Origin of the sequence: Streptococcus sp. GMD1S, assembly GCF_000296875.1 — a bacterium.
In the GTDB taxonomy this organism is placed as follows: domain Bacteria; phylum Bacillota; class Bacilli; order Lactobacillales; family Streptococcaceae; genus Streptococcus.
Genome location: NZ_AJQY01000029.1, coordinates 1 through 13,317 on the forward strand (window position 1 = coordinate 1; position 13,317 = coordinate 13,317).

Here is a 13,317-nt window from a genome sequence, read left to right on the forward strand (position 1 = left end):
TTTAATTGCTCTCAATATGAAAGTCCTTTCCAAATCCCTGTAGGGGGCATCTAAATACAACAGGAAAAAGCCTTGATTTACAAGGCTTTTTTGTGTATCTGTTCTACTTTTGGTCAACTAATGGATATCAACGGTATAATTTTATGAACACCCTTCTGAACTGCACCCCAAAAGTTAGACAGAAAAAACCTAACTTTTGTGGCGCAGTTCATTCGCGCCACATGAAATTATTTAAGCATATCCTTCTCTTTCATTATCATTTTCTGTTATAATAAATTGTACTTCTAAAATAGAAAGGTCTTAAGATGACAACTCTTATTAAACATAAACGTGTAGAATTTTCAGAACTTTTTTATGACTTAGTTTTTGTTTTTGCAATTTCAAAAGTAACTACTTTAATTGAGCATCTTCATAACGGTATTTTGACTTGGAATTCTTTCCTTGATTTTTTCATGGCTGTTTTGGTTCTCACTGATTCATGGATGATTCAAACCGTTTATACCAATCGCTATGGAAAGAACTCTTTATTTAACATGGTAATCATGTTTATCAAAATGGGACTTTTACTCTTTATAGCCAATATGATGGGACCTGATTGGCAACAATATTTTCATTATCTTTGTTGGGCTGTTGGTACATTAACCTTTACCTTATTTTTACAATATTTGGTTGAATTTTTTAGAAAATCAACCGATAATGTTGAACGGGAAAGTATCAAAGGTTTTCTATGGATAACAGGTCTAGGAAGTTTAGGAGTCTATCTAGCAGCTCTTCTTCCTATTTACGTTGGAGTCTCTGTCTTATTTGCTAGTATTCTGCTAACATTTATTATGCCAATTATCTTGCTTAGTAAAGATAAGCATTACCAGGTAAATCTCCCCCATTTAATCGAGCGCATCTCCCTTCTTGTCATTATTACGTTTGGAGAGATGATTATGGAGCTAGCTAACTTCTTTACAATCGAGAATTTCTCGATTTATTCGGTTCTTTATTTCATTATTATGCTTTCTCTGTTCTTGTTTTATTTTGGTCAATTCGACCATGCTATTGATGAAAAATCTAATCAAAAGGGGCTATTTCTAATTTACAGTCACTATCCTATTTTCATTGGGCTTATGATGATGACTGTATCGATGAGTTTTCTTCTGAATCCTGAAGCTAATCGTCTCTTTGCAACCAGCTTCTCTTATATCGGATTTGGCCTCTTTCAAGCTGCTGTCCTAGTAAATGGGCCCTATAACAAACACTATCTTCGCTATTCGAAAAGTTACTACTGTGTCCAAGCGACACTCTATCTGGCTGCCTTGATTCTCTCTTTAATCTTTGCTTCTAATCCTATAATAGTAGTGAGTATAACAACCATTTTAGCTCTAGCTATAGCCATTCATTTTATTTATTTTTATATGACACAGAATAAAAAATATTCCAAATCTAACTGGGGGTTCTTTTAATGAGTTTATAACATAAAAAAGCTTTGGGAACCAAGGCTTTTTGTTGTTCTGAACTAAAAAATGACAGGATTGTTAGGATATTCTGAGTTTAGTATAGATAAAATTCTTTCCTTATAAAACAAAAAACGCTATCTAGCGTTTTTTGTTATTCTTAGTTACTCGTCTAATCGAATAAACATCATTGCGTTAAGCAAAGAGATGAGAGCGACTGTATTGACATTATTGGAATAGATCAGTCTCTTATTTTCAATAGGTGGAATAATAAAATTTGAAATAATGATGTCGTAAGGTGATTCTTTTAGAGCATCAAGGGATAACTCTAATTCACTCCAAACTTCCAGTTCAAAATTGTTACTGCAATAGTAAGAAAGTGTCTCAGCTACTGATTTTGCATGATACTGATCAAAATTACTCATGACCAAAACCTTTAATTTAGGTTGATTTTGTAAAATATTTAGCACCAAGTGTTTGCTATGAGTGATAAAAGTATAAGACAAATGATTGACCTTCATTGAACTATCATCCATTTCCAAAGTCTTTAGATAATGTTCCATTCCTTCCTTCACCTCTGAAACAAAGCGAGGGAAAATATTTTGAAAGTTCTTGATTGTATTACCTTTTTGATCAAATAGGATAAACTCTGTCGATAATTCCTGGCGATGCAGATGTGCTGTATTATGCAGATGCCAAATCAGATTGTCTCTATTGTCTACTTGGAGATTATAGTCTCTTGATACCTGATCTACTAGTTCTCCCAATAACTGATACGATTTTTTTACATAGCTGTCTGTTTTTGCATGGTTCAGAAATACTTCTTCATCTATGAAAAACATTTTTTGAAAATAGGATACAAATAGTTGACCTATCACTTCTTTATTCAGAGAGATACGATATTCAGAATCAAAGCTCGCTACAATCTCTTCGATGCCTTCTGCCTGCATGAAAGACTCTAACAATTGATTGTTAAAAGAATTTTTCTCAACTTCCATAAAATGACCAAACTTTATTCGGTATAAATTTGTTACGAGGAGTAACTTTAACATTCGTTGAGTGGCGAAATTGACAGGAAATGCAGTTTCTTTATAGATCAGTGCCAACAGTTTACACAAAGGTTCTACAGAAAAATCTTCAAAGGGCCATTCGAGGAAATAATATTTCTCTGAAAAATACTGGGCAAAAAAGTAACGGATATCGATTTCATTTCCAGTGATTTGAACTGGATTGAGGCTAATTTCAAAACGATATTGCTTCTTAATAATTTTATTAATGTGACGGATGATACGGTAAAGAGAGGAAGAACTGATATAAAACTCTTTGCAAATACTATCAGTATCACATCCTTCATTAAAGAAGATAAATTCTAAAATTGAAAAGTGGGTTGAATGCTTAAAAAAATGATGATAGACCATCTCAATATCACTATCATCGGTATTAATGATACGGATGCCGTTTGTTGAGGAATGAAATATCAAGTCAGGAAAGGAAGACCTGACCTGGGACAAGTCATCTTTTACAGAACGTTCTGCACAGTGCAATAATTCTGCTAGTTCCGAGATATGAAACCAGCGTTTGTTTTCAAATAGTAATTCTAATAATTCTAATTGTCTGTGACTTTTTTTCGATAATAAATCTCTCATGGATAACTTTTCTCTCTTTATAATAAACTAAAGGATTGTCTTTCAATCTTCATGCAATTATACCACATGGAGTGCATTTATCCTCTTACAACGACTTTTGCTTGTCATAAAAAGACTAGTCTAATCCCTTAGAAACTCAGTAATATCAAGATTTTCTTATTTATTTGTATCTAAAGTACATGTTTACAGTACGGTTTTTAAGACGAACTATTATGTTTCCAAGTTGAAATACTATATAATTAGTGTAATCAAAGAAATTGATTCTTTGATTTAGAAATAGAAAAGGAGGATACACTATGTTGTGGTCCATTATTGTAGGAGGTCTTATTGGTCTCATCGCAGGTGCAATCACTAAAAAAGGTGGTTCAATGGGATTGATTGCAAATATCTTTGCAGGTCTTATCGGTTCGTCTGTAGGGCAATCACTTCTAGGAAGCTGGGGACCTTCATTGGCTGGAATGGCTATTATTCCGTCAATCGTTGGTGCAGTGATTGTTGTTGCAGTCGTTTCATTTCTATTTGGTAAAAAATAAGCATTACCTAATAAGAAATTAAAAGTGATAAGCCATAATTTTGAATTCTGTAGACGGGTAAAATTATGGTTTAAAGCTTTTCAATTGAAAGGATTTAATATGTCAAAATCAAAGAAAATATTGTTACTTATTTTCTGTATCTTAATCTTGACTATTTTCCTTCCTATTCTCATAGATTATCATCAGGTCAGTGATTTAGGAATCCACTTATTCAGTTGGAGAGAACTCTACGCTGAATTCCTGATTGCTAGATATGTCTTTTGGGGGACACTTGTCCTATCTGTTTTAGTTTTAATTTCAATGTTAGTGATACTCTTTTATCCTAAACAATATCTAGAGATTCAATTAGAAACTCAAGAAGATACATTAAAACTAAAAAATTCAGCTATCGAAGGCTTTGTTCGATGTTTGGTCATTGATCATCAGTTGATGAAAGAACCAACGGTCCATGTTAATAGCCGCAAAAATAAATGTTTCGTTACTGTAGAAGGGAAAATTCTTCCTTCAGACAACATCTCAAATCGATGTCTAGTCATTCAGAATGAAATAACTCATGGATTAAAGCAGTTCTTTGGTATTGAACGTGAGGTAAAACTTGAAGTTAAAGTTAAAGAAGTTGAACCTCGAAAAACGACCAAAAAGACTGTTAGTCGTGTAAAGTAAGGAAGTAAAAATGGAATGGTTTAAAAAATATCAGTATCCAATTATTGCAGGTTTAGTAGGTGTCATTCTCGCTTGCTTTATCTTATCCTTTGGCTTTTTCAAAACACTATTTGTACTAATTTGTGGAGCCTTAGGAGCATTTGCAGGATACTATGTTAAGGAAAAATATTTAAATAAATAAAGGAGTCTCGTATGTCAAACGTAGATAAAAATGTAGAAAAAAAAGATGTTGCTGTTGTTTCTCAAGATGTTAAAGGGGAACTCACTTATGAAAACAAAGTAATCCAAAAAATCATTGGTCTTTCACTTGAAAAAGTACCTGGACTTTTGGATGTGGATGGAGGATTCTTCTCTAATCTAACAGAAAAAATCATCAATACAGATAATGTCACTCATGGTGTCAATGTTGAAGTTGGGAAAGAGCAAGTTGCAGTTGACTTGAACATTGTTGTTGAGTACCAAAAGAATGTCCCTGCTTTATACAAAGAAATCAAAGATGTTGTCGTATCACAAGTTACAAAAATGACTGATCTAGAAGTTGTTGAAGTCAATGTGAATGTTGTTGATATCAAAACGAAGGAACAGCATGAAGCAGATTCAGTTAGCCTTCAAGACCGAGTAACTGACGTGGCTTCTTCAACAGGAGAATTTGCTTCAGAACAATTTGAAAAAGTGAAATCTGGTATCGGTTCAGGTGTTGCTGCTGTTCAAGAAAAAGTAGGCGAAGGTGTTGAAGCCGTTAAGGGCGAAACAAAGGAAAATGCTCGCGTACACTAATTCATCTTGTCAAAATCAATTAATTTAAAGGAGGCAGAATCATGTCAACAGAAGAAAAATTAAACCAAGCAAAAGGTTCCATTAAAGAAGGTGTCGGCAAAATGATCGGCGATGAAAAAATGGAAAAAGAAGGAACAGCTGAAAAAGTTGTTTCTAAAGTAAAAGAAGTTGCTGAAGATGCTAAAGATGCTGTCGAAGGCGCTATTGAAGGTGTTAAAAACATGCTTCACAAAGACGAAAAATAAGGCTCAAAGTTAGCTGACCTTTTCATCTATAGTAGTCAAAAAGAGGACCGTAAATGTCCTCTTTTTTTGTAGATCGGATTCTAAACACGCTTCCCAATTTTCGTTAAAAGAAATTCTTAACAGGAAAAGCTCTGTTTTCAGGGCTTGTTTGCTTACTTAAAATAATATGTTTTTTATTGAATTGAAACAAAATTGAAAAGGTTGCACACTACTAGACTGGCTTATTTATCCACCACCTGAGCTTCAAATTGGGCTGGTTGGTTGTCTACGTTGGTAATGGTTATCGTGTAGGGCTTGTTATTGGTGGCATCAAAGACTTTTTCACCTTGGTAACTCACAACAACTCCATCTTTTACTAAATAAATATCTGGTTGGGTGTTTGGAAGTTCTTCATCCTCCTCATCCAAACCATGGCTTTTTATAATTTTTTGTCCCTCTACTTCATAGTAAACATCGCCGTTTCTTTCACTCCAAACACTTGAGCCAGTTAATTTAATTTTACTTGAATCGTTTTTCTTCAAGATGAAGATTGAATAGTATTCCAAATCTTGTGTTCTGGGATTTACTCTTAAGTTGACGGATTGACCTGGTTGAAGAGTGTATTTGCCATAGTTCAAAACGGAAAAGACAAACCAGACTAGCAGCAAACTATACAAGACTCCTATAATCATTCGTGAGCGCCTACTTTTAAACAAACGTAAAAGTAACAGTAAAGAGACAATAAAGAGCAATTCTGTAAACATTCTTCTCCCCTTTTCTTATCATCGTTGACATTCTAAACAAGGTCTCGCGTTCATTTCTTACTAGTAAGCTCAACCATACAAAGTCTGATACATCTTATCTAGAAAAGCTTTCAACTCTTTTCGAACAATCTTTAACAGGCGTTCTTCTTCGGCTGGAGAGATGTTCACACTTTCTTTTTTCTGATTCCTAATATGAGAATAGTAACTACGTTTTAGGGTTAAATGATGATCTAAAATATAGTAGGCATCTATTTTTTCCTCATTTACCATTGTTTCAAATAAAACCGAGACTTCATCCCTTCTAGGATTCGACATTTTCAAATCGATGTCTCCTTTTATCCCTATGGAGTCAATTCCTCCATCCAAGCGAATGACACCGTCGGGAGGAACAATATAGCCTGCTTTTCGCATGTCAGACGCATATTTTCCTGACGCCGTTAAATGTTGTAAGACAGCTGTAGTGTCCTTTTCTTCAAAGGAGGTCTTTAATTGGAAGCGTTCTTGGTGGGAATAAAGATTGATACCAACAACTAAGGCAAGTACAGAAGCAAGCAAGATTCGTATTTTTCTAGGTCTCGACATGTTTATCTCCTCTATCTAAGAAATCATAGAAGTCTTGTTTCTAACTTTGAAAGATAACTTCTTTATCCTTGAAAATCCTTGGGACTCTAGCCCCACGTGAATATTATCTGCCCTTTTTCATGATGTATTTTCGTATAGGTGTTTCAACCATTTGAACGATTTCAAATCCTTCTTTTTGGTAAAGGTTGTAAGCTGTTTGATTTGCCTCGTAGACATTTAGAGAGACAGTATCTATGTCTTCATTTTCAAAGGCCAAACTAACAAATTTTCTTAAAGCCTGGCTACCTAAGCCTTGCCCCTGCTTCTGAGGGTTGATAAAAAATCTCCCGATATGAAGATTCCTGTCTTCTAGCCTGATTTTCTGGATAAGCCCCACAAACTCTTGTCCATCAAAGATTGAAAAGATTCCTTTCAAATCTTGCAAGATTTGAATTGTTAAGGGAAAAGGAATCATTGTTCCCATCCATTGTTCTTGAAAGGATTTGCCAAGGGAGTTGGACCATTGGCATACGAGCTGAGCATTTTCTATGCTCACATTTTCTTCAAAACGAATTGTCATCTTGACCTCACCATCTTATCAATGTTTCTTTATTATACTACTTCTTCTATTTTTTACGAATAGATAAGTATGATTGATCTTTATTTTTTTCTTGTCGGGAGCATTCTCGCTTCCTTCTTGGGTTTGGTCATTGACCGTTTTCCTGAGCAATCCATTATTCGACCGGCTAGTCACTGTGATTCCTGTCAGACTCGCTTGCGTCCCTCAGATTTGATTCCTATTCTCTCGCAGGTCTTCAATCGCTTTCGCTGTCGCTACTGCAAGATTCGCTATCCATTCTGGTATGCCCTTTTTGAATTCGGCTTAGGACTCCTCTTTCTGACTTGGTCTTTGGGTTGGATTTCCTTGGGTCAAGCCATCCTAATCACTGCTGGCTCAACCTTGGGCATCTACGACTTTCGCCATCAGGAATATCCCTTACTAGTCTGGCTGACGTTCCACCTAATCCTCATGGCCTGCTCTGGCTGGAATCTGGTTATGATTTTCTTCCTTGTCCTCGGAATCATGGCCCATTTTATCGATATCCGCATGGGAGCAGGAGATTTTCTATTTCTGGCTTCTTGTGCGCTCGTTTTTAGTGTGACAGAATTACTCATCTTGATTCAGTTCTCTTCGGCAGCAGGGATTTTAGCCTTTCTTTCGCAAAAGAAAAAGAAAAGACTTCCTTTTGTGCCTTTCCTCTTACTTGCTGCGACTATAATAATTTTCTATCAGTTCTTATTAGTTTGTTGAATTGGGAACCCAAAGCTCAACTTCTGCATCCATGGGATTACCGTTTAAAAGTATTTCTAAGATAATTCCATCATTGTAAAGCGAGCTATATTCTCCCTCAAAAAAGTTATCCTCCAATTTATCAAACAAGAGTCTTGATTTATCACCACTGGCTGAGCTTACTAAATAATCTTTCTCTGGGACAAGAATGCTTTCGTAACCTGCCACAGCATTATTTGCCGCAACTCCTGCGTAGTATTGTATACCATCTTTATGAGGAACTATCAAAGCATAGCCTCTTTTATCTAGAGAATGGGGCATCAATTTTCCTAGCATTCCTTCTTTAAATAACTGAGTATAGAATGCCGTTTTCTCTTTAGAATAGTGATGTTCATGAACTGTAGTTCCTTCTATCAAAATACTCTTGCCAACTAAGGTAAACGATGGTTTAGTTTGATGTTTCATTATATGAACTCCTTTCTTTATGGTATAATCATAACAAAAGTAATATGACAACTATCTGTCATATTTAAGGAGAAAATTATGAAAATCGACCGTCAAATGGGGATTATTTCTCATTTAGTAAATAAACGAAAAACAACAGCTAAAGAATTATCAGAACTTTTTAAAGTCAGCACACGAACTATTATGAGAGATATTGATGATTTATCTCTTGCAGGCATTCCTCTCTATGTAATGAAAGGAAAAAATGGAGGCATTTTTCTTATGGAAGACTTCCAAACTGATAAATCTCCCCTGACCCAATCCGAAAGGCTTTCGATCGAATCTGGTTTAAAAAGCCGTTATCAAGTATTGGAAGATGCCTCTACTTTCAATGCTATATTGAAATTAAATGCTACCAATACATACTCTGATTTCGAAATTGATTTATCTCTATCTCAAGGGAACTTGGAAATACGAACTTTGATTTTTAAGTTATTGGAAGCTATCAGAGGTAGAGTAAAAATAAAATTTTCCTATATTAATTCACAAGGACTGGTGAGTCAAAAAAATTGTGAGCCTTACCGTATTGTCTATAAGGACCGGAGTTGGTATATGGATGCCTACGATACTGATAAAGCGCGTTTTTCTGTTTTTAAAGTTGCTAGAATTAGTGAACTTACTCTCTCCGATACTTTTTCAAAAAGACATTTTACACCACTTCCCTATGATGGTGGTGCTTGGATGAATGAAAACAAAGTACCTGTCATCCTGCATGTCCAGAAAATTGTTCTTGATCAATTTGTGGAACTCTTAGGCTATAATGCCATAAAACCTATTAATAGCGATATTTACGAGATTACTTATCCGTTAAACGACAATGATTGGGGATACAATACCTTGCTTGCTTTTGGAAAATACATCACTGTTATATCTCCTAAGCATTTCCTAAAACATTTCACCAACTATATAGATACCATTCATAAGCAATACCCAAACTAATATTCAACTGTCATTCATGAACTTATATTCTCAAAAGAAAAAGGAAAGACTTCCTTTTGTGCCTTTCCTCTTACTTGCTGCTTGCGTGATTATTTTTGGTAAGCTACTGCTTGTTTGATAAAGTCCTGAATCGGCTCTCCTTGGTGGAGAGCTTTTACAATTTTCGAACCAACGATAACACCATCTGACACCGCATTGAAGCGTTCTACTTCTGCTTGACTAGATACGCCAAAACCTGTCAAGACTGGGATGTCAGCTACTTGATGCAATTGTGCCAGGTGCTTGTCCAAGTCTGCGCGGTAATTGCCAGATTTCCCTGTCACCCCATTGATGGCAACGGCATAGACAAAGCCTTCCGCTCCCTTGATCAACTCTTTCTGACGTTCAAGTCCTGTGGTCAAACTAACTAGGGGAATCAAGGCAATATCTGTGTCTACCAAAAAGGGCTCTATAAAGTTGGCATGCTCATGAGGCAGGTCTGGGATAATCAAGCCCTTAACTGCTGTATCTGCCAAATCTTTGACAAATTTCTCCACACCGTACTGAAAGAGGGGGTTGAAGTAGGTCATGATGACCAGTGGCACCTCAGTCTGAATGGTTTTCAAGGTTTCAACCAAAGCCCGGGTAGAAGTCCCATGAGCTAGACTTCGCAAGCCTGCTTCTTCGATCACAGGTCCATCAGCAACAGGGTCTGAAAAGGGAATGCCCACTTCAATAGCTGAAACACCCAAATCTTCTAAAAAGTGGATTGTTTCAGCGAGACCATCCAAACCTTTCTCATGGTCCCCAGCCATGATATAAGGAACGAAAATTCCCTTTCCAGCTGCTTTGATAGCATTCAATTTTTCTGTTAATGTCTTAGGCATGAGCTTCTCCCTTCTTTGCTGCATCTGCTTCCAAGCGGTCTTTGACTTGAACCACATCCTTGTCCCCACGTCCAGATAGGCAGACAATCATAGACTTGTCTGGTCCGAGGTCTTTGGCTAATTTCACTGCAAAGGCAATGGCATGGCTAGATTCCAAGGCTGGGATAATTCCTTCCACACGAGACAAGAGTTGGAATCCTTCCAAGGCTTCTTCGTCTGTCACAGGAACATAGCTGGCACGTTTAATATCGTGGTAGTGTGAATGTTCTGGACCGATACCAGGATAGTCCAAACCTGCTGAGATAGAGAAGGCTTCAAGAATTTGACCATGGGCATCTTGGAGCACATCCATGAGGGAACCGTGAAGAACACCTGGACGGCCCTTGGTCAAGGTAGCTGCGTGGTGCTCTGTATCCACACCAAGTCCTGCTGCTTCAGCCCCATACATGGCTACAGACTCATCTTCTACAAAGGGATGGAAGAGACCGATAGCATTAGAACCACCACCAACACAGGCTACTAGGGCATCTGGCAGATCTTGACCTGTCATATCGCGATACTGTTGTTTAGCTTCTCGACCAATGACACTTTGGAAATCACGAACAATTTCTGGGAATGGATGAGGCCCCAAGGCAGAACCAAGAATATAGTGGGTATCATCGATATTAGCTACCCATGAACGAAGGGCTGCATTGACCGCATCCTTGAGCACGCGCGAACCATCAGTCACAGCCTCAACCTTGGCTCCCAAAAGCTCCATACGGAAGACATTAAGGGCTTGGCGTTTAACATCTTCCTCACCCATGTAGATGGTACATTCCATGTTAAAGAGGGCTGCAGCTGTTGCAGTTGCCACACCGTGCTGACCAGCACCAGTTTCAGCGATAATTTTCTTTTTACCCATGCGTTTAGCCAGAAGAACCTGTCCCAAGGCATTATTAATCTTGTGAGCCCCTGTATGGTTGAGGTCTTCCCGTTTGAGGTAAATCTTGGCTCCTCCGATATGCTGGGTCAAGTTTTTTGCGTAGTAAAGGGGAGTTTCACGTCCTACATACTGGCGTAAGAGCTGGTTTAATTCCTCTTGGAAACTTGGGTCTGCCTGACTTTCACGGTAGGCTTTTCCCAACTCCAAAACTGCTGTCATCAATGTTTCTGGGACGAAACGTCCGCCGAATTTTCCGTAAAATCCATCTTTATTTGGTTCTTGATATGCCATGCTTTACCCTCTCTATAAATCTTCTAATCTTTTCATGATCTTTCTGTCCATCTGTCTCCACTCCACTCGATACATCTACTGCATAGGGAGTAAAGTGTTGAATTGCTTTTGCTACATTGTCTTCCTTAAGCCCACCAGCGATAAAGAAAGGCTGGGCTAGTCCAGACGTATCCAGTTGACCCCAGTCAAAGGTCTTACCACTCCCAGCCACAGGGGCATCAAAGAGGAGATAATCCGCCTGAGAATTGGGGACATGACCATCTCCATCCACCTGCACCGCCTGAATGCTGGCACAAGGCAAATCCTCAAACAAATCATCTGCTACCTGACCATGAACTTGAACCAAGTCCAAACCAACTTTTTCAATCGCTTCTAGCAGTTCTGCCCGACTTGGTGAAACAAATACGCCAACCTTTTTTACACCTGCAGGAATGAGCTTTGCCAGCTCTGTAGCCTTTTCCAAGGTCACCTGTCTTTTACTAGGTGCAAAGACAAAACCAATATAGTCTGCCCCTGCTGATACGGCTGTTTCTACCGCTTCTTTGGTCGTCAATCCACAAATCTTAACCTTTGTCAATTTGCAACTCCTTGATTCTCTGGGCTACATCTTCTGCCTGCATGAGAGCTGTCCCCACCAAGATTCCGTTAAAGTATGGTGCTACTCGTTCCGCATCCTGCCCTGTGAAAATAGCAGATTCAGAAATGTAATAGTGACCTTTCTTAAAGTGCTGAGCCAAGTCCACACTGGTCTGCAAGTCGACCTCAAAGGTGGTCAAGTTGCGGTTATTAACCCCAATAATCTCAGCACCAAGCCTGTGGGCCACTTCTAGTTCAGCTAGATTGTGAGTCTCCACCAAGACTTCCAAACCTAACTCTGTCGCGTAGTCATACAGTTCCTTGAGGCGTTCTTCTGACAAGGCTGCCACGATGAGCAAGATGACTGTCGCCCCTGCATTCCGAGCTCGGATGATTTGCTTTTCATCGATGATAAAGTCCTTGTTGAGTGTCGGAATCTGTACCTGACTAGAAATCTCTCGTAGATAATCCAAATGCCCTTTAAAGAAAACTTCATCTGTCAAAACCGAAATCATCACTGCGCCGTTCGCTTCATAAGTCTGGGCCTGTTGTACAATATCCACATTGAGATTGATATCTCCCAAACTAGGGCTAGCCTTCTTGACCTCAGCGATTACCTGTAAACGGTCTTGATGTTGTTTTAAATAGTCAGCTAAGCGATAGGTCTGGCGCAAGGGCTGGATTTCCTCCAGCTCCATTTGCTCGACCTCACGCGCCTTCTGCTCCAAGATTTGTGCTAAAAATTCCTGACTCATTTTTGATACTCCTGTAACAGTCTGAGTTTTTCAAGGGCCTTGCCACTAGCAATCACTTGACGAGCCAAGGCAACTCCTTCCTTGATACTATCTACCTTACCATTAGCATAGAAACCAAGACCAGCATTCAATACTGTCGTTTCCAAGAATGGGCTTGGTTCATTTTTCAGAACGCTGAGCAAAATTTCTGCATTTTCCTGAGCATTGCCTCCACGGATATCTTCAATAGCGTAGCGTTCCATCCCCAAATCCTCTGGAGTGAAGCTTGACAAGGTGATTTCGCCATTTTCAAGAAGAGCAATCTTGGTTGTTCCGTTCAAGCCAGCTTCATCAAGACCTTCTGGTCCAGCAACCACAATGGCACGCTTACGACCCATATTTTTCAAAACCTGAGCTGTACTTTCTAAAAGTTCTGGACGACTAATACCAAGAAGCTGTGTTTCCAAAGCCATTGGGTGAATCAGTGGACCAGTCAAGTTCATAATTGTTGGAATTCCCAACTCCAAACGAGCTGGCATGATGTATTTCATAGCTGGGTGCATATTTTTAGCAAAGAGAAA

The 13,317-nt window shown here is 38.3% G+C and carries 17 protein-coding genes and 1 pseudogene; 8 read left to right on the forward strand and 10 right to left on the reverse strand.

The window, feature by feature from the left end:
• The first annotated feature begins 305 nt into the window (after window positions 1–305).
• Entirely contained in the window at window positions 306–1,451 is a 1,146-nt protein-coding gene (locus GMD1S_RS05015) for a low temperature requirement protein A (protein ID WP_000209257.1), read from the forward strand.
• 155 nt (window positions 1,452–1,606) lie between these two features.
• On the opposite strand, the gene GMD1S_RS05020 is transcribed toward GMD1S_RS05015, so the two are convergent.
• On the reverse strand, window positions 1,607–3,088 hold the full coding sequence (locus tag GMD1S_RS05020) for a M protein trans-acting positive regulator PRD domain-containing protein (RefSeq protein ID WP_001205294.1): 1,482 nt from the start codon (window positions 3,086–3,088) through the stop codon (window positions 1,607–1,609).
• Window positions 3,089–3,384: 296 nt separating this feature from the next.
• Between GMD1S_RS05020 and GMD1S_RS05025 the strand changes: the two genes are divergently transcribed.
• The 5 genes from GMD1S_RS05025 to GMD1S_RS05045 all read left to right on the forward strand — a co-directional run bounded on the left by GMD1S_RS05025 (window position 3,385) and on the right by GMD1S_RS05045 (window position 5,306).
• Window positions 3,385–3,621: a GlsB/YeaQ/YmgE family stress response membrane protein gene (locus tag GMD1S_RS05025; protein WP_000964741.1), complete on the forward strand. Its 237-nt coding sequence runs from the start codon at window positions 3,385–3,387 to the stop codon at window positions 3,619–3,621.
• Window positions 3,622–3,720: 99 nt separating this feature from the next.
• Window positions 3,721–4,284: an alkaline shock response membrane anchor protein AmaP gene (gene amaP / locus GMD1S_RS05030; RefSeq protein ID WP_000045619.1), complete on the forward strand. Its 564-nt coding sequence runs from the start codon at window positions 3,721–3,723 to the stop codon at window positions 4,282–4,284.
• Between the two features lie 10 nt (window positions 4,285–4,294).
• Window positions 4,295–4,465, forward strand: coding sequence for a DUF2273 domain-containing protein (locus GMD1S_RS05035; protein WP_000454669.1), 171 nt, complete (start codon window positions 4,295–4,297; stop codon window positions 4,463–4,465).
• An 11-nt stretch (window positions 4,466–4,476) separates the two neighbouring features.
• Window positions 4,477–5,061, forward strand: a complete 585-nt coding sequence (locus tag GMD1S_RS05040) for an Asp23/Gls24 family envelope stress response protein (protein ID WP_000072935.1) — start codon at window positions 4,477–4,479, stop codon at window positions 5,059–5,061.
• A gap of 41 nt (window positions 5,062–5,102) precedes the next feature.
• Complete coding sequence (locus tag GMD1S_RS05045) at window positions 5,103–5,306, forward strand: CsbD family protein (RefSeq protein ID WP_000102421.1); 204 nt, start codon at window positions 5,103–5,105, stop codon at window positions 5,304–5,306.
• A gap of 221 nt (window positions 5,307–5,527) precedes the next feature.
• Here GMD1S_RS05045 and GMD1S_RS05050 read toward each other — a convergent pair whose 3' ends face one another.
• The 3 genes from GMD1S_RS05050 to GMD1S_RS05060 all read right to left on the reverse strand — a co-directional run bounded on the left by GMD1S_RS05050 (window position 5,528) and on the right by GMD1S_RS05060 (window position 7,190).
• Window positions 5,528–6,049 (reverse strand): hypothetical protein, encoded by a 522-nt coding sequence (locus GMD1S_RS05050; RefSeq protein WP_000493731.1) that lies wholly within the window; start codon window positions 6,047–6,049, stop codon window positions 5,528–5,530.
• Between the two features lie 69 nt (window positions 6,050–6,118).
• Complete coding sequence (locus GMD1S_RS05055) at window positions 6,119–6,631, reverse strand: hypothetical protein (RefSeq protein WP_000089606.1); 513 nt, start codon at window positions 6,629–6,631, stop codon at window positions 6,119–6,121.
• Window positions 6,632–6,734: 103 nt separating this feature from the next.
• Entirely contained in the window at window positions 6,735–7,190 is a 456-nt protein-coding gene (locus GMD1S_RS05060; RefSeq protein WP_000155441.1) for a GNAT family N-acetyltransferase, read from the reverse strand.
• A 69-nt stretch (window positions 7,191–7,259) separates the two neighbouring features.
• Between GMD1S_RS05060 and GMD1S_RS05065 the strand changes: the two genes are divergently transcribed.
• Window positions 7,260–7,922, forward strand: a complete 663-nt coding sequence (locus tag GMD1S_RS05065) for a prepilin peptidase (protein WP_000566520.1) — start codon at window positions 7,260–7,262, stop codon at window positions 7,920–7,922.
• Here the strand turns inward: GMD1S_RS05065 and GMD1S_RS05070 are convergent.
• Window positions 7,911–8,366, reverse strand: a complete 456-nt coding sequence (locus GMD1S_RS05070) for an effector binding domain-containing protein (protein ID WP_000682684.1) — start codon at window positions 8,364–8,366, stop codon at window positions 7,911–7,913. The two genes, GMD1S_RS05065 and GMD1S_RS05070, sit on opposite strands and share 12 nt — an antisense overlap.
• A gap of 78 nt (window positions 8,367–8,444) precedes the next feature.
• On the opposite strand from GMD1S_RS05070, the gene GMD1S_RS05075 reads away from it, so the two are divergent.
• On the forward strand, window positions 8,445–9,344 hold the full coding sequence (locus tag GMD1S_RS05075) for a helix-turn-helix transcriptional regulator (protein WP_000687282.1): 900 nt from the start codon (window positions 8,445–8,447) through the stop codon (window positions 9,342–9,344).
• Between the two features lie 89 nt (window positions 9,345–9,433).
• On the opposite strand, the gene trpA is transcribed toward GMD1S_RS05075, so the two are convergent.
• From trpA to GMD1S_RS05100, 5 genes and pseudogenes are all read right to left on the reverse strand, one after another.
• The gene (gene trpA, locus GMD1S_RS05080; RefSeq protein WP_001127004.1) at window positions 9,434–10,210 is read right to left on the reverse strand and encodes a tryptophan synthase subunit alpha; all 777 of its coding nucleotides are present in this window, start codon (window positions 10,208–10,210) and stop codon (window positions 9,434–9,436) included.
• Window positions 10,203–11,426 (reverse strand): tryptophan synthase subunit beta, encoded by a 1,224-nt coding sequence (gene trpB, locus GMD1S_RS05085; protein WP_000331305.1) that lies wholly within the window; start codon window positions 11,424–11,426, stop codon window positions 10,203–10,205. Before trpB ends, trpA begins: the two co-directional genes overlap by 8 nt.
• Window positions 11,404–12,003, reverse strand: coding sequence for a phosphoribosylanthranilate isomerase (locus GMD1S_RS05090; RefSeq protein ID WP_000169932.1), 600 nt, complete (start codon window positions 12,001–12,003; stop codon window positions 11,404–11,406). The genes trpB and GMD1S_RS05090 overlap by 23 nt, the downstream gene beginning before the upstream one ends.
• Complete coding sequence (trpC, locus tag GMD1S_RS05095; protein WP_000076508.1) at window positions 11,990–12,757, reverse strand: indole-3-glycerol phosphate synthase TrpC; 768 nt, start codon at window positions 12,755–12,757, stop codon at window positions 11,990–11,992. Before trpC ends, GMD1S_RS05090 begins: the two co-directional genes overlap by 14 nt.
• Window positions 12,754–13,317 (reverse strand): annotated as a pseudogene (locus GMD1S_RS05100) (anthranilate phosphoribosyltransferase); the annotation flags it as partial. The pseudogene GMD1S_RS05100 and the gene trpC, both read right to left, overlap by 4 nt.

Excerpts from the sequence above, each read along its gene's own strand:
- GMD1S_RS05020 (WP_001205294.1), bottom strand. The coding sequence starts at position 3,088 with ATGAGAGATTTATTATCGAAAAAAAGTCACAGACAATTAGAATTATTA.
- amaP (WP_000045619.1), top strand. The coding sequence starts at position 3,721 with ATGTCAAAATCAAAGAAAATATTGTTACTTATTTTCTGTATCTTAATC.
- trpB (WP_000331305.1), bottom strand. The coding sequence starts at position 11,426 with ATGGCATATCAAGAACCAAATAAAGATGGATTTTACGGAAAATTCGGC.
- GMD1S_RS05065 (WP_000566520.1), top strand. The coding sequence starts at position 7,260 with ATGATTGATCTTTATTTTTTTCTTGTCGGGAGCATTCTCGCTTCCTTC.
- GMD1S_RS05075 (WP_000687282.1), top strand. The coding sequence starts at position 8,445 with ATGAAAATCGACCGTCAAATGGGGATTATTTCTCATTTAGTAAATAAA.
- GMD1S_RS05050 (WP_000493731.1), bottom strand. The coding sequence starts at position 6,049 with ATGTTTACAGAATTGCTCTTTATTGTCTCTTTACTGTTACTTTTACGT.
- GMD1S_RS05015 (WP_000209257.1), top strand. The coding sequence starts at position 306 with ATGACAACTCTTATTAAACATAAACGTGTAGAATTTTCAGAACTTTTT.
- GMD1S_RS05060 (WP_000155441.1), bottom strand. The coding sequence starts at position 7,190 with ATGACAATTCGTTTTGAAGAAAATGTGAGCATAGAAAATGCTCAGCTC.
- GMD1S_RS05035 (WP_000454669.1), top strand. The coding sequence starts at position 4,295 with ATGGAATGGTTTAAAAAATATCAGTATCCAATTATTGCAGGTTTAGTA.
- GMD1S_RS05025 (WP_000964741.1), top strand. The coding sequence starts at position 3,385 with ATGTTGTGGTCCATTATTGTAGGAGGTCTTATTGGTCTCATCGCAGGT.
- GMD1S_RS05045 (WP_000102421.1), top strand. The coding sequence starts at position 5,103 with ATGTCAACAGAAGAAAAATTAAACCAAGCAAAAGGTTCCATTAAAGAA.
- GMD1S_RS05040 (WP_000072935.1), top strand. The coding sequence starts at position 4,477 with ATGTCAAACGTAGATAAAAATGTAGAAAAAAAAGATGTTGCTGTTGTT.
- GMD1S_RS05070 (WP_000682684.1), bottom strand. The coding sequence starts at position 8,366 with ATGAAACATCAAACTAAACCATCGTTTACCTTAGTTGGCAAGAGTATT.
- trpC (WP_000076508.1), bottom strand. The coding sequence starts at position 12,757 with ATGAGTCAGGAATTTTTAGCACAAATCTTGGAGCAGAAGGCGCGTGAG.
- trpA (WP_001127004.1), bottom strand. The coding sequence starts at position 10,210 with ATGCCTAAGACATTAACAGAAAAATTGAATGCTATCAAAGCAGCTGGA.
- GMD1S_RS05055 (WP_000089606.1), bottom strand. The coding sequence starts at position 6,631 with ATGTCGAGACCTAGAAAAATACGAATCTTGCTTGCTTCTGTACTTGCC.